16 protein-coding genes are annotated in these 16,898 nt (G+C 64.8%); 9 read left to right on the top strand and 7 right to left on the bottom strand.

The features are described from left to right. Window positions 1-217: 217 nt before the first annotated feature. From HB675_RS03585 to HB675_RS03600, 4 genes are all read right to left on the bottom strand, one after another. On the bottom strand, window positions 218-1,906 hold the full coding sequence (locus HB675_RS03585) for an FMN-binding glutamate synthase family protein (protein ID WP_213875752.1): 1,689 nt from the start codon (window positions 1,904-1,906) through the stop codon (window positions 218-220). A 243-nt stretch (window positions 1,907-2,149) separates the two neighbouring features. Further along, window positions 2,150-3,055, bottom strand: coding sequence for a catechol 1,2-dioxygenase (catA, locus tag HB675_RS03590; RefSeq protein WP_213875753.1), 906 nt, complete (start codon window positions 3,053-3,055; stop codon window positions 2,150-2,152). Between the two features lie 52 nt (window positions 3,056-3,107). Further along, window positions 3,108-3,398, bottom strand: coding sequence for a muconolactone Delta-isomerase (catC, locus tag HB675_RS03595; RefSeq protein ID WP_213875755.1), 291 nt, complete (start codon window positions 3,396-3,398; stop codon window positions 3,108-3,110). A gap of 30 nt (window positions 3,399-3,428) precedes the next feature. Further along, complete coding sequence (locus HB675_RS03600; RefSeq protein WP_213875756.1) at window positions 3,429-4,547, bottom strand: muconate/chloromuconate family cycloisomerase; 1,119 nt, start codon at window positions 4,545-4,547, stop codon at window positions 3,429-3,431. A gap of 111 nt (window positions 4,548-4,658) precedes the next feature. Between HB675_RS03600 and HB675_RS03605 the strand changes: the two genes are divergently transcribed. Then, window positions 4,659-5,525 (top strand): LysR substrate-binding domain-containing protein, encoded by an 867-nt coding sequence (locus tag HB675_RS03605; protein ID WP_213875758.1) that lies wholly within the window; start codon window positions 4,659-4,661, stop codon window positions 5,523-5,525. A gap of 43 nt (window positions 5,526-5,568) precedes the next feature. Next, window positions 5,569-5,790 carry a hypothetical protein gene (locus HB675_RS03610; protein ID WP_213875760.1) on the top strand — a complete coding sequence of 74 codons (222 nt, stop codon included), beginning with the start codon at window positions 5,569-5,571 and terminating at the stop codon, window positions 5,788-5,790. Between the two features lie 64 nt (window positions 5,791-5,854). On the opposite strand, the gene HB675_RS03615 is transcribed toward HB675_RS03610, so the two are convergent. From HB675_RS03615 to HB675_RS03625, 3 genes are read right to left on the bottom strand one after another with little or no spacing between them, the layout of a single operon-like run. Then, a complete protein-coding gene (locus HB675_RS03615; protein WP_213875762.1) occupies window positions 5,855-6,586 on the bottom strand; it encodes a PAS domain-containing protein in 732 nt (243 codons plus the stop codon). Beyond that, window positions 6,586-7,236, bottom strand: a complete 651-nt coding sequence (locus HB675_RS03620; RefSeq protein WP_213875764.1) for a response regulator — start codon at window positions 7,234-7,236, stop codon at window positions 6,586-6,588. The genes HB675_RS03615 and HB675_RS03620 overlap by 1 nt, the downstream gene beginning before the upstream one ends. Next, the gene (locus tag HB675_RS03625; RefSeq protein WP_256737470.1) at window positions 7,205-8,275 is read right to left on the bottom strand and encodes an ATP-binding protein; all 1,071 of its coding nucleotides are present in this window, start codon (window positions 8,273-8,275) and stop codon (window positions 7,205-7,207) included. The genes HB675_RS03620 and HB675_RS03625 overlap by 32 nt, the downstream gene beginning before the upstream one ends. A 254-nt stretch (window positions 8,276-8,529) precedes the next feature. On the opposite strand from HB675_RS03625, the gene HB675_RS03630 reads away from it, so the two are divergent. The 7 genes from HB675_RS03630 to HB675_RS03660 all read left to right on the top strand — a co-directional run bounded on the left by HB675_RS03630 (window position 8,530) and on the right by HB675_RS03660 (window position 16,881). Continuing rightward, window positions 8,530-9,033 carry a dimethylamine monooxygenase subunit DmmA family protein gene (locus HB675_RS03630; RefSeq protein WP_213875768.1) on the top strand — a complete coding sequence of 168 codons (504 nt, stop codon included), beginning with the start codon at window positions 8,530-8,532 and terminating at the stop codon, window positions 9,031-9,033. Further along, a complete protein-coding gene (locus tag HB675_RS03635; protein WP_213875770.1) occupies window positions 9,030-9,971 on the top strand; it encodes a 2Fe-2S iron-sulfur cluster-binding protein in 942 nt (313 codons plus the stop codon). Before HB675_RS03630 ends, HB675_RS03635 begins: the two co-directional genes overlap by 4 nt. Window positions 9,972-9,982: 11 nt before the next feature. Continuing rightward, window positions 9,983-10,993 (top strand): DUF3445 domain-containing protein, encoded by a 1,011-nt coding sequence (locus HB675_RS03640; protein WP_213875772.1) that lies wholly within the window; start codon window positions 9,983-9,985, stop codon window positions 10,991-10,993. Window positions 10,994-11,109: 116 nt separating this feature from the next. Further along, window positions 11,110-12,240: an aminomethyltransferase family protein gene (locus HB675_RS03645; RefSeq protein ID WP_213875774.1), complete on the top strand. Its 1,131-nt coding sequence runs from the start codon at window positions 11,110-11,112 to the stop codon at window positions 12,238-12,240. Window positions 12,241-12,250: 10 nt separating this feature from the next. Then, window positions 12,251-13,117: a formyltetrahydrofolate deformylase gene (gene purU / locus HB675_RS03650; protein WP_213875776.1), complete on the top strand. Its 867-nt coding sequence runs from the start codon at window positions 12,251-12,253 to the stop codon at window positions 13,115-13,117. Between the two features lie 34 nt (window positions 13,118-13,151). Then, the gene (locus HB675_RS03655) at window positions 13,152-14,534 is read left to right on the top strand and encodes an NAD(P)/FAD-dependent oxidoreductase (RefSeq protein ID WP_213875777.1); all 1,383 of its coding nucleotides are present in this window, start codon (window positions 13,152-13,154) and stop codon (window positions 14,532-14,534) included. Between the two features lie 4 nt (window positions 14,535-14,538). After that, window positions 14,539-16,881: an aminomethyltransferase family protein gene (locus HB675_RS03660; RefSeq protein ID WP_213875779.1), complete on the top strand. Its 2,343-nt coding sequence runs from the start codon at window positions 14,539-14,541 to the stop codon at window positions 16,879-16,881. Window positions 16,882-16,898 lie beyond the last annotated feature (17 nt).

Here is a 16,898-nt window from a genome sequence, read left to right on the forward strand (position 1 = left end):
ATCGGGCATCGATTGAACTCATCAATCGGCGGCTGCCAGAATCGTAGTCGACGAAGTCACCCTCATCGCGCGGGACGTCTGAATGATATTTACCAACTTTCAACCTTTGACAGCGCCTGTTCCAGGCCTTGAAAGTCGCCTTGGAGCGACCCCATCATTGACCCTTGCCAGGCATTGATCAAAAGCCGGACGGCGTCCGGCCTCCCGCAGCGTTGCTTTACACCGGCACATCATCCTGCGCCACTGTCGTCTTTGCCGGCACGACCGAACTGCTCGCCCGCTCCGTCGCATGGACCGCCGGCACCGCATCAAAACTCGCCGCGTCAGCCATCCGCCACATCCGCAGATAAAACTCGCTGGTCGAACTGCCATCCAGCAACTCCCCCGGCTTCAAAAACGTATGCACTTGGGAAAACAATCGAATCTCGCTGGTGGTCACGCGCCGCACCAAGTGCCGCGCCTCCAGTTCCGAAGGATGATGCAACCCGGCTGCTGCCAGCATTTCCGCCAACGCCACCAGGGTGTTGCGATGAAAGTGATAAACCCGCTCGGCCTTGTCATGCACCACCAGCGCTCGCTGACGCAGAGGGTCCTGGGTGGCTACGCCCGTTGGGCACTTGTTGGTGTGACAGCTTTGCGACTGCACACAGCCAATGGCAAACATGAAGCCCCGCGCGGCGTTCACCCAATCGGCGCCCAGCGCCAACACACAGGCAATGTCGAACGCACTGGTGATCTTGCCACTGGCGCCCAGGCGGATCTGCTCACGCAGGCCCAGGCCGACCAGTGTGTTATGCACCAGCAACAGGCCTTCGCGCATGGGCATGCCAATGTTATCGGTGAACTCACGGGGCGCAGCGCCCGTGCCGCCTTCCTTGCCGTCCACCACGATGAAGTCCGGCAGGATGCCGGTGGCCAGCATCGCCCGGCCGATGCTCATGAACTCCCAAGGGTGACCGATGCACAGCTTGAAGCCCACCGGCTTGCCGCCGGATAACTGACGCAGGCGCTGGACGAAATCCAGCAGCTCAAGCGGTGTGGAAAACTCGCTGTGGCGCGCCGGCGACACGCAGTCCTCGCCCATGCCCACGCCCCGGGTGGCGGCGATTTCCTCGGTGACCTTGTGCTTGGGCAGGATCCCGCCATGGCCCGGCTTGGCGCCCTGGCTGAGCTTGATTTCGACCATGCGCACCTGGTCGGAGCGGGCCTGCTCGCGAAAGCGCTCCGGGTCGAAGCGCCCGTCGCTGGTACGACAGCCGAAGTAGCCACTGCCGATCTCCCAGATCAGGTCGCCGCCTTTTTCCCGGTGATACGGGCTGATGCTGCCCTCGCCGGTGTCATGGGCGAAATTGCCCATCTTCGCCCCTTGGTTCAGGGCGCGGATCGCGTTGGCGCTCAGGGCGCCGAAGCTCATGGCGGAGATGTTGAACACCGACGCCGAATACGGCAGGGTGCACTGCGGCCCGCCGACGCTGACGCGAAAGCCCACGGGGTCGGGGGTGGCCACCGGCAGCATGGAATGGCCGATGAACTCGAAGCCCGGTTTGTACACATCGGCCAGGGTACCAAAGGCCTTTTCCGCACTTTCGTTCTTGGATCGGGCATACACCAGCGAGCGCTGAGCGCGGGAAAATGGCAGGCGCTCATCGTCGCCTTCCAGCAGGTACTGACGGATTTCCGGGCGGATGAATTCGATGAGAAAACGGGCATGCCCCATGATCGGGTAGTTGCGGGTGATCGAGTGATGCACCTGATTCAAGTCGTACAGGCCGACGATGCACAGCGCAGCGGTGACCAGAAACAGCGGCAAGGCCCACTCGGTGTGGACCAGAAAGAACAACGAGACAAAACAACTCACGGCACAGACAAACAGTACGGCATAACGGCTGATAAGCGAGGGCTTCATTGTTGTACCTCTGCGTTGACCTTGGCGGGGTTGGAATAGTGCTCCTGTTTTCTGACAACCATTGTTAAATTTTCAAGGGCCCGGGCCATAGTGGTTATCGTCGAAAAGCATAGCCGAGCCCAGCCCGGCCATGCTCGAAGGGGGGGCGTCTCTTTATTATTGTTCGGGGCGAAAACGACTGAAGCCCGCCCGAGGGCTTCCCAGGGGAAGGCTCGAGCAGGCGGCTCAGCAACAGCAGTGGACTCAGACCTCCAGCGCCCTCGCCCGCTCAAGCCGGCCCTCTTCGCCGGGCAGCGCGGCAGGCTGCAGCACAAAGTCAAAATTGATGGTCGCGTAGCGGCCGTCCGGGCCCTCAGTGAAATGAATCGGCGCAATCAGCTCATCGCGGGTCGCGTAGGCAAAATCGTCGTGCAGGTATTCATCGCCCTCGAGGTTGATCTGCGTGGTCAGGTGCCGATGGCCAGGTGCCGAGATGAAGAAGTGGATGTGCGCCGGACGTTGGCCGTGGCGGCCGAGCTGATCGAGCAAGGCCTGGGTCGGACCGTCCGGCGGGCAGCCGTAGCCCGAGGGCACGATGCTCTGGATGCGATAACGGCCCTCGGCGTCCGTCTGAATGCGCCGGCGCAGGTTGAACGCCGACTGGGACGGATCGAAGTACGAGTAGGTGCCACCGGTGTTGGCGTGCCACACATCGACCATGGCATTGGCCACCGGCTCGCCCTCGGTATCGCGCACCTGGCCGCGCATGTACAGCAGGGTGCCGGGGTCCTGGCCGTCATCGAGCCGCGCTTCGTGCTGGCACACCGGCGCCCCGGCCACGTACAGCGGGCCTTCGATGGTACGCGGGGTGCCGGGGGCGTGGCCGGCAGCTTTGTCTTCGGCGTCCATCAGCAGGTCGAGGTAGTGTTCCAGCCCCAGGCCGGCCACCAGCAATCCGGCCTCCTGGCGGCTGCCCAGCTCGTTGAGGTAGTTGACGGCTTTCCAGAACTCTTCCGGGGTCACCTCAAGGTCTTCGATGATCTTGATGGCGTCTGTCAGCACCCGGTGCACGACATTTTTCATGCGCGCGCTGCCCTTGGGCTGGTCAAAACCGGCGGCACCTTCAAAGAATTTCTGGATGTCGGCGGTCTGGGAAATACGAATGGTCATGGTGTCGTCCTCATCATTGTTCTTGTAGACAGCTTATGGACAGCGGCAGGGCTCAGCGGTCGTCGGCGTGGATCGACGAGGGGTGCCGACACATCGGCGTCACTTCGATCTCCATGTAGGGGTACAGCGGCAGCTGCATCAGAGTGTCGTGCAGCGCCTGGTTATCGGCCACGTCGAAGACGCTGACATTGGCGTAGAGCCCGGCCAGCCGCCAGAGATGGCGCCAGGTGCCTACCTGTTGCAGGCGCTGAGCCAATTCCTTCTCGTCGGCCTTCAGTTTGTTGGCCTGCTCGGCCGGCATGTCGGGGGGCAGCTTGACCGTCATGTGCACGTGAAAAAGCATGGTGGGGATTTCCTTTTTGGTCTTCTTCGTTCAGCGGCGGGCAAAGCGCGCCAGACGCTCGGGGTCCAGCTCCAGCCCCAGGCCCGGGGCCTTGGGAATCATCAGCTGGAAGTCGCGGTACACCGGTGGCTCGACCAGGATGTCTTCGGTCAGCAACAGCGGGCCGAACAGCTCGGTGTGCCATTCCAGCTTGTCCAGCGTGGCGAAGGCATGGGCCGAGGCCAGGGTGCCGATGCTGCCTTCGAGCATGGTCCCGCCGTAGAGGCCGATACCGGCAGCCTGGGCGATGGCCGCCGTGCGCAGGACCGCCAGCGGGCCACCGGTCTTGGCAATTTTCAAGGCAAAGATCGACGCGGCCGCCATTTGCGCCAAAGCGAAACTGCTCTGCACCGACTCGATCGCTTCATCGGCCATCAGCGGGATCGGACTGTGGGCACTCAGGCGCGCCATGCCGGCCCGGTCGAAACGCGACAGGGGCTGCTCCACCAACTCGACACCGACATCGGCCAGGCGCCGGCAGGCATTGATCGCCACCGCCTCGCTCCAAGCCTGGTTGATGTCGACCCGCACGCTGGCACGGTCGCCCAGGGCGCGTTTGATCGCGGCCACGTGAGCAATATCAACCGAGGGTTCGCGGCTGCCGATCTTCAGCTTGAAGTGGCGGTGGCGGCGCAGGTCGAGCATGCGCTCCGCTTCTTCGATGTCCTTGGCGGTATCGCCGCTGGCCAGGGTCCAGGCCACTTCGATGCCGTCCCGCACCCGCCCGCCCAACACCTCGGCCACTGGCAGCCCGAGGCGTTTGCCCTGGGCATCCAGCAGCGCGGTTTCCACGGCACTGCGGGCGAAGGTGTTGTCGCGGATGGCGCGGTCGACCCGCTGCATGGCGGCGTTGACGTTACTGGCGTCCTGGCCGATCAACAGCGGCGCGAACCATTTGTCGAGGTTGACCTTGATGCTTTCCGGGCTTTCCCCGGCATAGGCCAGGCCGCCGATGGTGGTGGCCTCGCCAACACCGACGATGCCGTCGCTGCAGCGGATGCGCAGGATCACCAAGGTCTGGCCCCGCAGGGTGTGCATGGCCAGCTTGTGGGGGCGGATGGTAGGCAGATCGACGATCTGGGTATCGAAATGTTCGATGGTGGCCGTCATGGGCTTGTCCGTCTATTGGTTTGTGCTTGAGTCCAGATTGACCCCGGGGTGGGCGCCAGTCCAATATTGATTGGGTCTGGCTTGATACCTGTGAGGTATCGTGGAGGGTTTGTGGAGCTTCGCCATTTACGTTATTTCAGGGTGCTGGCCCAGACCCTGAACTTTACCCGCGCCGCCGAACAGCTGAACATCGCCCAGCCGCCCCTGAGCCGGCAGATCCAACAGTTGGAGGAGGAGCTCGGTGTCGCCTTGCTGGAACGCACCCGGCCCTTGCGCCTGACCGAGGCGGGGCGTTTCTTCCACGAACACTCCAGCCAGCTGTTGGCGCAACTGGGACGCGTCTGCGAAGACACGCGCCGTGTCGCTGCCGGCAGCAAGCGCTGGCTGGGCATCGGCTTCGCTCCCTCGACCCTGTACGGTGCGCTGCCGGACCTGATCCGCAGCCTGCGCAGCCTGGGCGATGTCGAACTGGGCCTGTCCGAGCTGATCACCCTGCAGCAGATCGAAGCCCTGAAAAGCGGGCGCATCGACATCGGCTTCGGCCGCCTGCTGTTCGACGATACGGCCATCATCCAGAAAGTCCTGCGCGAAGACCCGCTGGTGGCCGCCCTGCCCACCGGCCACCCCCTGTTGGCCGCCCCCGCCACACTCCAGCAACTGGCCGCCGAGCCCTTTGTTCTCTACCCCGGCAGCCCGCGCCCGAGCTACGCCGACCATGTGCTGGGGGTGTTCGCCAAGGTCGGCCTGAATATCCAGGTGGTGCAGACCGTCAACGAATTGCAGACGGCCATCGGCCTGGTGGCGGCAGGCATCGGCATCACCCTGGTACCGGCCTCGGTGCAGCGGCTGCATCGTGATGACATCGGCTATACGCCTTTGCTGGACAGCAGCGCGACGTCGCCGATCGTGGTGAGTTATCGGGCGGGGGATGGGTCGCCGGCGTTGATGCAGTGTTTGCGGTTGTTGGGGATGGGGTAAGTTTTGGCTATCATCCGCCCCCTCCCCCTTGAGGAACACCACGATGGCAGACGTAAAAACCGGCAAAAACCTGAAAAAAGACCCGGAAAGCGAAGGCTGGGTGCTGGGCTGGGGTGTGCTCCAGGACAGCCCCTGGCTGTTGGTCGGTGTTTACGCCACGGCAGCCGAGGCGGCGGCCGAGGCGAAGAAGCACGGCAACGGGTTTCGGGTGCTGGAAGGGTCGTATGAGCTGGGGACGCAGAATTTTATTTTCTTTGGGGAGTGACGCTTCTTTCGGTTCCCGGTCGTGGCTGTCACCGGCCGCCTGTGCGTGCGGTGGCAGCCAAAACCTACCCCCCACCCCCCGGCAAATTCACCACCTCGAAAATCGCCCCCTCCACGCCCAGCACCTCCCCCGTATCCGAATAGATTCCCACCCCCTTCTCCCACACATCCTTGAGCCCGCCATCAGCGCAACAGATGCGGTACCACAGTTCATAGGGCTGGCGCCGGGCCAGGGCGTATTGCACCTCGCGCCAGACGTAGTCGGCGTCGGCCGGGTGGATCAGATGGGCATAAGTGAAGTCATGGCTGTCCGTCAAGCGTTCGGCCGGGTGGCCGGTCAGGGCCAGGCAGCCGGCGCTGACGAACTCCATGGTCCAGTCGCGGTTATTGCGGCCGCGATAGATCAGCCCGGGCATGCTGTGCAGCAGGCTGAGGGCGCTGCGCTGGCTGGCCTGCAGGGCAATTTCCCGGCGCTTGTGGGCACTTGCGTCCTGGGCGGACAGATAGAAGCCTGCCTCGCCGCGCGCCAGGCTGACGTCCAGCCAGCGCAGGCCACCTTCCGGGTGGACGAAGCGCAGGCGCTGATTAAAGGACAGGTCCTCGCGCGCACGCACTTCCTGCAAGGCCCGCTGCCACAAAGAGCGGTCTTCCTGATGCACCCATTCGGCCAGGCTGCACTGCTCGCAGGTCTGCCCCATCATCCGCACCCAGGCACGGTTGGCCTGGCGTACCCAGCCGTCATCGTCCAGCTGCACCAGCGCCACCGGCCAGGCGTCGGCGCCTTCGACGGAGGCCATCAATGACGCCGCTCGGGGTGTTGGGAAGCGGCACGATGCACCCAGGCCGCCAATTCCAGGCGCGAGCGCAGGTGGAGTTTTTGCAGCAGGTTCTTCACATAGATTTTTACCGTGCCGTCGCTGATGCCCAGCTCGCGGCCGATCTGTTTGTTGCTCATGCCGGCGGCGATCAGTGCCAAGGTCTGGCTTTCGCGATCGGTGAGGCCGGTGTCTTCCAGGGACACCTGCGGCGCGCCCTGTTCGGCCAGCAGCGAGACCAGGCTGTCGTCCAACACAATGGCGCCCTTGCTGCAGTTGCGCATGTAGCAGAGCAGCGCGTCCGGCTCGGTTTCTTTGAGCACGTAGCCGCTGGCACCCAGGCGCAGGGCGCTGAGCAGTTCACTGCGGTCCATGGACGCGGTGAGCACTACCACCTGGCAGCCGAGCTGCAACTGGCGCAATTCGTCCAGCACCTGCAAGCCGCTCAGGCCGGGCATGTGCAGGTCGAGCAAGACCAGTTCCGGCGCCAGGCTCACGGCCAGTTCGATGCCTTCGCGGCCGCTGGCGGCCTGGCCGATGACGTCGAAGTCGTCGCTGGCGGAAAACAGCTGCGCCAGGCCTTTGCGAAACAGCGGATGGTCATCGATCAGCAATAAGGTGGTGCTGCTCATCCTGTTGGCTCCGTGAGGGGTCTGCGTGAGGCTCGGCATGGGCGGCGGCCAGGCTCAAGTGCACCCGAGCGCCATGGGGTTCGACACTGTCCAGGGTCAAGCGCGCGCCGATGCTGGAGGCGCGTTCGCGAATGATCGCCAGGCCGTAGTGGTTGTCTTCCACCGAGGCCGGACCCAGGCCGATGCCGTCGTCCTGAACCGTGACCGAGACACTGCCGTCGCGGCCCTGGCGCAATTCAATGCGCACATGCCGGGCGTGGGAGTGGCGGACGACATTGGCCAGGGCTTCGCGGATGATCTGCAAAATCTGCAATTCGGTTTCCGGGTTCAGGGCGTCGTCGGCCAGGCGGTTGTCCAGCTCGAAGACGATGATGCAGCGTCGGGAAAACTCCGCCACCGAGTCGGCCAGCGCCTGGCGCAGCGAGCGTCCGTCCATGGTCAGGCGGGCGCTGGTGATCAGCTCGCGGACCTGGCGCTGCAATTGGCCAAGGGCAGCACGCAGTTCGCCGAGCATGGCCGTGGCCTGGGCCGGTTCGTTGAGGCGGCCTTGCAACAGGCTGGCCTGGAACGAAAGATAACCCAGCTGTTGCGCCACCGAATCGTGCAGCTCCCGGGCCAGGGCGCCGTGCTGAAACGTCGCCTGCTTGCGCTGCTGGCTGCGCTTGTGACGCAGCACCTGGGCCGCCACATCGACCCCGCGAGCGCTGTCTTCCAGCAGACGGACCAGGCCGCGCCCGGCCGCTCGGGGGGTGTCGAGCAGCAACGCAGCAGTGGCTTCGGTGCCATCCCCCAGGCGACAGACGCGCCGATGCTGCCCCCGCTCGCGGCAACCCATACACACCCGCGAAGCCCCTTCGCGCAGGGCACACTGACGCACGCCGTCACAACGCTGGACCATGGCCCGCCGCGCCGGGCCAACGTCTTCACCAGCCAGTTGCAGGCCCAACTGGCAGCCTGGGTTGGCCTGTTCGAAGGCATCGAGAAAGCGCGACAACCCGTCATCGGCATGCAACACCTCCAGCGGCAATGCGGCCAGCATCAGGCGCAGGCCATCCGCCGGTGCCGCCCGGGTCGTTCGCCAGCGCTGCCACCAGGGTTGGATGCCCGTGGGTGCGTTCAGATCCATCCGCCGAATTTCCTTTTTCAATTGCGCTAAAGCCGAGCAACTTCCATGCCTCGGCAGCGGAAAAACGGCCGCCTACCCCCAAGGAGATACCTCCTTTAACGGATTGAGCACCCATTCCTTTTGGGAAAGTATCTTCCCCACCAGGAAACAGCCTGACCGAGGAAGCCATGACCCCATTGCCGGCCATCAACCCCACCAGCGTGCCCATTTACTCGTCTCCCCGCCTGCGCACCGGTGCGGTGCACCACATCGTCGTCACGCAAGCTGCTGAAGCACCCGCCGCCTTTCTGGAGCAATTGCACGAGCCAGTCCTGCTCAGCGCTCTGGACGGCGTGGTCGACGATCGCTTGCGGGCACAGCTGGGGCAGGCGCGGGTCGGCACGCATCTGTACCTGATGGGCGATGAGGCCTTCATCTGGCACCTTCATGGCCTGGCCACAGCGGCGGGGCTGGCGGCTGACGAGATTGCTCTGGTGGTACCCGATGCCGGCGAGCGCCGGGTGTACTGCGTGCACTGCGCCCAGACTCAGCGTTGCGGCCCGGCAGCCCGGGTGACCTGCCAGCACTGCGATGTAGTACTGGGGGTGCGTGAGCATTTTTCCCGGCGCCAGGGCGCCTACATCGGCGTCTGCGACAACCCCGATCAGCCCTATGGGAGCACAGCCTCGTGAGCGCTACCTTGCACGTGAAGGTGAGCGCCGCGCGGATGCTGACCCCATTGATCCGCGAATTGACCCTGAGCCCCGCCGCCGGGCCATTACCCGCTTGGTCGGCCGGCAGCCACATCCAGCTGCACTTGCCCCTGGCCAAGCGCACCGCGCGCAACGCCTACTCCCTGACCGGCAACCCTGGCGAGCGCAGCCATTACCGCATCGCCGTGCGCCTGGACGAGGCCTCCCGGGGCGGCTCGCGGCACCTGCACCAGCAACTGCAAGTGGGTGACCGCCTGACCATCAGCCCACCTGCCAACCTGTTCGCCCTGCACGCCCCGGCACGCCACCACCTGCTGATCGCCGGCGGCATCGGCATCACCCCGTTCATGGCCCATATTGCCGCCCTTGAACAGCGTGGCGCCTCCTTCGACCTGCATTACGCCTATCGCGGTGGTCTCAGCGATGCCTACCTGAGCGACCTGAGCAGCCGCCTGGGCCCTCACCTGCACCGCTACGACGCCCGACGGGGCCAGCGCCTGAATCTGGCGGCGGTCTTGAGCCAGCAACCCTTGGGCAGCCACGTCTACACCTGCGGACCACAGGCCCTGCTGGACGGCGTGCGCGAACAGGCCCGCGCCTGTGGCTGGCCGGATTCACGGGTGCACCGAGAAGCCTTCAGCGCCGCCGCACCGGGCCAGCCCTTTCGCCTGCAACTGGCCCGCAGCGGCCAGACCCTTGAAGTGGCCGGCGAGCAAAGCCTCCTCGAAGCCCTCGAAGCCGCCGGCCTGGACGTGCCCAACTTATGCCGCGGCGGCGTCTGCGGGCAGTGCGTGACCCGCCACCTGGGCGGCGTCATCGAGCACCGCGACCACTTTCTTGCCCCCCCCGAACAACTCGAATTCCTCATGCCCTGCGTCTCCCGCGGTTGCGGCCAGACCCTGGTGCTGGACCTCTAAGGAGCTGCTGCATGACCGTCCAATTCAACGCCGCGCAACGCTATCACCAGACCTTCAGTTTCCGTAACAGCCCCACGGCCATCGCCCGCTTTCCTTTCCCGTTCACCGAAGACAGCTACCTGTATTCGGTGAACATCGAGCCGGCCCGCAGCGAACTGCCGGGTTCCATCTACGAGCACTGGTTCGACATTGACGAGCACTACCCTTCGGAAATGGCCGAGCGGGCGCGAGTGCTGGAACGCGACCCGCAACGCTGCCTGGTGATGCCGCACATGGAAGAAGCGGCATGGGATGCCTTGCAGATGCTGATGGAACACCTGGCCGCCGACTACCCCCAGTGGTTCAGCCTGGCCTGTGAAGGCGACCGTTGGCACTGGCACAACAAAGCCCTGGGCATCGAGCAGCGCTTTACCTTCGGCGACGCCGACAGCCTGCCCTGCCCGCCGCTGGAGTACATCGGCCGGCAGGTGCAGGGCGACTTCGCACTGCTCGATCAACGGGACAATGACCTGTACATGGACGCCGGCCTGGTCACCTGCCCGGCGGACTGGTCCCTGGCCTTCGACGCTGGCATGAGCTTCAAGCAGTGGCACGCCCCGGTGCCCATGGCCCACCAGATGGGGGTGTTCGACCGAGCCCTGAAGTACCTGCTCAACGTCCAGGTGGATCAGCCCGTGCGGCGCCTGAACTGGACCCTGACCATCAACCCGCGACTGGATTCATCCCCCGAGACCTACCACGAATGGGGCGCCGATCGCGGCACGGTCACCGCTGAAAACGCCGGGCGCCTGGTGCACCTGCGGGTGGAGTTGCAGCACATGTCTCGCCTGCCTCGCAGCCACGCGATGATGTTCAGCATCCGCACCTACCTGATCAGCCTCGACGAACTGGTCACCCACCCCGGCTGGGGCCGGCGCCTGCACCGGGTGCTGCGCGACCTGCCCGACGCCATCGCCGACTACAAGGGCATGACCCGTTATCGCCAGGCGATGCTGCAGTGGCTGAGCCACTACGACGTTTAGAACCGAGCTTGCTCGGGAAGCCGGCACCGCGGTGAACCTCACACGACGTGATGGCTTGTTCCCGAGCAAGCTCGGTCCTGCAGCGCACATTTTCTACTCAGCAAAAGGACTCTGAAATGTCTCGATCATGGCGGATCTCCGCCCTCGCCGAACGCCACCGCGCCCTTGGCTCGGAGCTTGAAGACTGGAACGGCATGGGCACAGCGTGGACCTACAACACCCCCCTGGCCGACCACCACGAAGCCATTCGCACCCGCGCCGGGCTGATGGACGTGTCGGGCCTGAAGAAAGTCCACTACGTCGGCCCCCATGCCGAAAGCCTGCTGCAATGGGCCACCAGCCGCGACATCGGCAAACTCTATCCGGGCAAATCGGTGTACGCGACGATGCTCGACGAGGACGGCAAGTTCGTCGATGACTGCATCGTCTACCGCACCGGCCCCAACGCTTTCATGGTAGTGCACGGCGCCGGCAGCGGCCACGAGAGGCTGGTGCGCTCGGCCCAGGGCCGCCAGGTCGCCGTACTGTTCGACGACGACTTGCACGACCTGTCGCTGCAAGGGCCGCTGGCGGTGGATTTTCTCGCCGAGCACGTACCGGGCATTCGCCAACTGGCCTACTTCCACCATATTCAGACCCAACTCTTCGGGCGTCCGGTGATGATTTCCCGCACCGGCTACACCGGCGAGCGCGGCTACGAAATCTTCTGCAAGGCCGCCGATGCGCCCTTCATCTGGGAGCGGATTCTGGAACAGGGCGCGAGCATGGGCATCATTCCCTGCGCCTTCACCGCCCTGGACTGGCTGCGGGTGGAGAGCGCGCTGATGTTCTTCCCCTACGACAACTCGCAGATGTACCCCTTCGCCGACCAGAAGGCCGGCGACACCCTTTGGGAACTGGGCCTGGACTTCACCGTGTCCCCCGACAAGCGCGACTTTTGCGGTGCCGACGAGCACTACCGGCTGTGCGGTCAGGAGCGTTTCAAGATCGCCGGTATCCTCCTCGACGGCGAGCGCGCGGCAGATGCCGGCGACACCCTATGGGCCGACGGGCGTCAGGTCGGCACCGTCACCTGCGCCATGTATTCGCGCCTGAGCAAGCGGTCGATGGCGCTGGCGCGGGTGCAACCCGACTTTGCCGTACCCGGCAGTGCACTGCACGTGCGCGGCAGCCTGGAAACCAGCGCCGTCAGCCACACCCTGCCCTTCGACGACCCACAAAAAACCAAACGCACGGCCAAGGGCTGAGGACTGATCGATGCAAACCCCCACCGCCCACTTTGTGCTCAAGATCAACTGCCCCGCCACCTCCGGCATCGTCGCCGCAGTCAGCACCTGGCTGGCCAGCCAGGCCTGCTACATCAGTGAACTGTCGCAATTCGACGATGAACACACCGGGCAGTTCTTCATGCGTACGGTATTTCGCTTCAATCAACGCGTGGAAGGCGACATCGACGCCCTGCGCCAGGGCCTGACCGACCTGGCCGGCGACTTCCAGATGAAGTGGGAGTTGTTCAGCTCGGCCCAGCCCACCCGCGTGCTGCTCATGGTGAGCAAGTTCGACCACTGCCTGGCCGACTTGCTGTACCGCCACCGCAAGGGTGAAATGGACATGCAGATCACCGCCGTGGTCTCCAACCACCTGGACCTGCGGCCGATGGCCGAGCGCGAAGGCATCCGCTTCATCTACCTGCCGGTGAACAGCGCCAACAAGGCCGAACAGGAAGCGCAGCTGCTGCAGATCGTCGAGGAGACCGCCACCGATCTGGTGGTACTCGCCCGTTACATGCAGATCCTCTCCGACAATCTGTGCCGTCAGCTGTCGGGCCGGGCGATCAACATCCACCACTCGTTCCTCCCCGGCTTCAAAGGCGCCAAGCCCTATCACCAGGCCTATGAGCGCGGCGTCAAGCTGATCGGCGCCACGGCCCACTACGTCACCAGCGACCTGGACGAAGGCCCGATCATCGAGCAGGAGATCCAGCGGGTCGACCACACCTACCTGCCAGAGGCGTTGGTGGCCATCGGGCGCGACACCGAGACCGTGGCGCTCTCCAAGGCACTCAAGTACCACCTGGAACACCGCGTGTTCATCAACCACGACAAGACCGTGGTCTTTCCCTGAACCCCTGAATCCCAGCTCGACAGCGAGGCAAGACATGACTTCGACCACCGCGCCCCTGCGCGTCGCCATCATCGGCGCCGGCCCCTGCGGCCTGGCCCAACTGCGCGCCTTCCAGTCGGCCCGTGACCAGGGCGCCGAGATCCCCGAACTGGTCTGCTACGAAAAACAGCAAGACTGGGGCGGCCTGTGGAATTACACCTGGCGCACCGGTCTGGACGAAAACGGCGAACCGGTGCACGGCAGTATGTACCGCTACCTGTGGTCCAACGGCCCAAAGGAATGCCTGGAGTTCGCCGACTACACCTTCGAAGAGCACTTCGGCCGGGCCATCGGCTCCTACCCGCCTCGGGAAGTGCTCTGGGACTACATCAAGGGCCGCGTGGAGAAGGCCGGTGTGCGCGATTACATCCGCTTCAGCCACGTGGTGCGCCAGGTCAGTTTCGACGTCGCTACCCAGCAGTTCACCGTCACCGTGCACGACCACAACAGCGATTGCCTGAGCTCGGAACAGTTCGACTACGTGATCACCGCCTCCGGGCATTTCTCCACCCCCAAGCTGCCCTACTTCGAGGGTTTCGAGCGCTTCGGGGGGCGCATCCTACACGCCCACGACTTTCGCGACGCGCTGGAATTCAAGGGCAAGGACCTGCTCATCGTCGGCAGCAGCTACTCGGCCGAAGACATCGGTTCGCAGTGCTACAAGTACGGCGCGCGCAGCATCACCAGCTGCTATCGCACCGCGCCCATGGGTTATGCCTGGCCGGCCAACTGGGAAGAAAAACCGCTGCTCGAACGCCTGGACGGCAACCGCGCCACCTTCATCGACGGCAGCCACAAGCACATCGACGCGATCATCCTGTGCACCGGCTACAAGCATCACTTCCCGTTCCTGCCGGATGAGCTGTGCCTCAAGACCGACAACCGCCTGTGGCCGATGAACCTCTATCGCGGCATCTTCTGGGAGCCCAACCCGCGGCTGATCTACCTCGGCATGCAGGACCAGTGGTACTCCTTCAACATGTTCGACGCCCAGGCCTGGTATGCCCGGGACGTGATCCTGGGGCGCATCGCCCTGCCCGATCAGGCCGTACGCACCTCCGACAGCCAGCAGTGGCACGAGCGCGAACAGCAACTGGACACTGCCCAGCAGATGTTCGAATACCAGGGCGCCTATATCCAGCAATTGGTGGACGCCACCGACTACCCCAGCTTCGACATCCCGGCGGTCAACGACACCTTCCTGCACTGGAAGCACGACAAGGCCCAGAACATCATGGGCTACCGCGACAAATCCTATCGTTCGCTGATGACCGGCACCCAATCCCCGCCTCACCACACGCCGTGGCTAGAGGCGCTGGACGACTCCATGGCGGCGTACCTTGCCCAGCCGGCTGCCGCCATCAAGTCGGTGGGCTGAGGCGATGAACGCACCCATCGTCTCGCGCCCACGGGAACCGGGTCTGTTTGCTCGCCAGCCCGGCCTGGAACGCTACCGCGTGGCCGGCGGCGGCCTGACCCTGGTGGAGCTGGCCCCCGGCGATACCTTGCAAGTGATCGATGTCGAAGGGCTGCAAACCTGCGAACTGCTGGTCATGGACCGTCGGGGACGCAGCGCGCTGGCTCAATGGGCACTGGCGGCAGCGACGCCCGGGCCGTTCATCGCTGAACGCCTGGCCGACGGCAGCACCCACAGCGTGCGCCTGTGTCATGCCCTGCAACGACGCGGCGTGCCGCCTGCCGACCTGCCCGGTGCTATCACCCTCTGGGACAGCGACGCACCGGCCGGCCATGAGCGGCGCTTCATCGCCAGTGACCATTTGCTGGTGATGGTGGCCGCCCCCGGCCGACGCGGTGCAGTGGATCAGCAGCAACGGGCCAGCGAATTGCAGCTGCGGGTCGAACGGGCCGAACCAGGCGCGCTGTGGCTGCCTGCCTTGCCCGAGCCGCTGGGCGAGATGATCGACGAATTTACGATCAAAGCCGGCAGCGCGCGCAGCTACGGTGTCGCCAAGGGCCAGCACATTCAAATCCTCGACGTCGCCGGGCGCCAGTGCTCGGACATGGTTGCCCTGGACCGTCGCGCCCTGGATCGGGGCTTGGAACTGGACCTGGACCAGACCGTGACCCGCACCCTGAACGGCAACGCCTACCCGGCGCCGGGTCTGTTTTCGCGTTTCTACGACCGGCAGATGCAGCCGATGCTGGAAGTGTTGCAGGACACGGTCGGGCGCCACGATGCCTTCGCCCTGGCCTGCGCCGCGCGCTATTACGAAAGCCAGGGGTACTTCGGGCACGACAACTGCAGCGACAACCTCAGCGCCGCGTTGCAGCCCTATGGTGTCGCGGCCCGGGCCGGCTGGCCGGCGATCAATTTCTTCTACAACACCCGCATCGATGCCCACCAGCAACTGACCCTCGACGAACCCTGGTCGCGGCCCGGCGACTACGTGCTGCTGCGGGCCATGACCGAACTGGTGTGTGCCAGCTCGTCCTGCCCCGATGACATCGACCCGGCCAATGGCTGGAACCCCACCGACATCCACGTTCGCGTGTACAGCGACCAGGAGCGCTTTTCCATCGCCATGGCCCACCGACCGACCGCCGACGCCGAACCGACCCTGACCCGCCAATCGGGTTTCCACTCACGTACCGCCGTCCTCACCCGCCACTTCATCGACTACCGCAACTGGTGGCTGCCCCAGTGCTACGACGGCTTCGGCGCCATTGATGAGTACTACGGCTGCCGCGAGCGCGTGGCGGTCATGGACCTCAGCGCCCTGCGCAAATTCGAGATCCTCGGACCCGACGCCGAAGCCCTGTTGCAGTACTGCCTGCCCCGCGACGTGCACAGGTTGGCGGTAGGCCAGGTGGTGTACTCGGCGATGTGCCACCCCCACGGCGGCATGCTCGACGACGGCACCCTGCTGCGCCTGGGCGCCGACAACTTCCGCTGGATCGGCGGCGATGACTACGCCGGTGTGTGGCTGCGTGAACAGGCGCAGGCACTGGGCATGAAGGTCTGGATCAAGAGCGCCAGCGAAGCCATCCACAACCTCTCGGTGCAAGGCCCGCGCAGCCGCGAACTGCTGCGCCAGATGGTCTGGACCCCGGGCACCCAGCCGGCGCTGGATGACCTGGGCTGGTTCCGCTTTCTGGTGGGCCGGCTGGACGGCCACGACGGCGTGCCCTTGATGGTCTCGCGCACCGGCTACACCGGCGAGCTGGGCTATGAAGTCTGGTGCGCGCCGGAACATGCCGAGCAGGTCTGGGACCGCATCTGGGGGTTGGGCCAACCCTTGGGCATCGTGCCATTGGGCCTGGAAGCCCTCGACCTGCTGCGCATCGAAGCCGGGCTGATCTTTGCCGGCTACGAGTTCAGCGACCAGACCGACCCGTTCGAGGCGGGCATCGGCTTCAGCGTGCCGCTCAAAAGCAAGAATGACGATTTCATCGGCCGCGACGCCCTGCTGCGCCGCAGTGCCCACCCGGTCCACACGCTGGTGGGCCTGGTGCTGGAGGGCAACGAAGGCGCGCACCACGGCGACCCGGTCTACGCCGGCCGCGCGCAAGTGGGCGTGGTCACCAGCGCCTGCCGCTCGCCGCTGCTGGGCCGCTGCATCGCCCTGTGCCGGGTGGATGTGGCCTGCAGCGAAATGGGCACGCGCTTGCAAGTGGGCAAGGTCGACGGCCTGCAAAAGCGTATCGATGCCGAGGTGACTGCGCCGATTTTCTACGACCCCGGTAAAAGTCGGGTGCGTGGCTGAAGGATTTTTTTTGCTGA

The sequence above is a fragment of the Pseudomonas sp. dw_358 genome (genome assembly GCF_018449655.1).
Lineage (GTDB): Bacteria > Pseudomonadota > Gammaproteobacteria > Pseudomonadales > Pseudomonadaceae > Aquipseudomonas.

Excerpts from the sequence above, each read along its gene's own strand:
- HB675_RS03610 (WP_213875760.1), top strand. The coding sequence starts at position 5,569 with ATGGCAGACGTAAAAACCGGCAAAAACCTGAAAAAAGACCCGGAAAGC.
- HB675_RS03630 (WP_213875768.1), top strand. The coding sequence starts at position 8,530 with ATGACCCCATTGCCGGCCATCAACCCCACCAGCGTGCCCATTTACTCG.
- catA (WP_213875753.1), bottom strand. The coding sequence starts at position 3,055 with ATGACCATTCGTATTTCCCAGACCGCCGACATCCAGAAATTCTTTGAA.
- HB675_RS03655 (WP_213875777.1), top strand. The coding sequence starts at position 13,152 with ATGACTTCGACCACCGCGCCCCTGCGCGTCGCCATCATCGGCGCCGGC.
- HB675_RS03640 (WP_213875772.1), top strand. The coding sequence starts at position 9,983 with ATGACCGTCCAATTCAACGCCGCGCAACGCTATCACCAGACCTTCAGT.
- HB675_RS03615 (WP_213875762.1), bottom strand. The coding sequence starts at position 6,586 with ATGGCCTCCGTCGAAGGCGCCGACGCCTGGCCGGTGGCGCTGGTGCAG.
- purU (WP_213875776.1), top strand. The coding sequence starts at position 12,251 with ATGCAAACCCCCACCGCCCACTTTGTGCTCAAGATCAACTGCCCCGCC.
- HB675_RS03645 (WP_213875774.1), top strand. The coding sequence starts at position 11,110 with ATGTCTCGATCATGGCGGATCTCCGCCCTCGCCGAACGCCACCGCGCC.
- HB675_RS03660 (WP_213875779.1), top strand. The coding sequence starts at position 14,539 with ATGAACGCACCCATCGTCTCGCGCCCACGGGAACCGGGTCTGTTTGCT.
- HB675_RS03585 (WP_213875752.1), bottom strand. The coding sequence starts at position 1,906 with ATGAAGCCCTCGCTTATCAGCCGTTATGCCGTACTGTTTGTCTGTGCC.
- HB675_RS03600 (WP_213875756.1), bottom strand. The coding sequence starts at position 4,547 with ATGACGGCCACCATCGAACATTTCGATACCCAGATCGTCGATCTGCCT.
- HB675_RS03620 (WP_213875764.1), bottom strand. The coding sequence starts at position 7,236 with ATGAGCAGCACCACCTTATTGCTGATCGATGACCATCCGCTGTTTCGC.
- catC (WP_213875755.1), bottom strand. The coding sequence starts at position 3,398 with ATGCTTTTTCACGTGCACATGACGGTCAAGCTGCCCCCCGACATGCCG.
- HB675_RS03625 (WP_256737470.1), bottom strand. The coding sequence starts at position 8,275 with ATGCTGGCCGCATTGCCGCTGGAGGTGTTGCATGCCGATGACGGGTTG.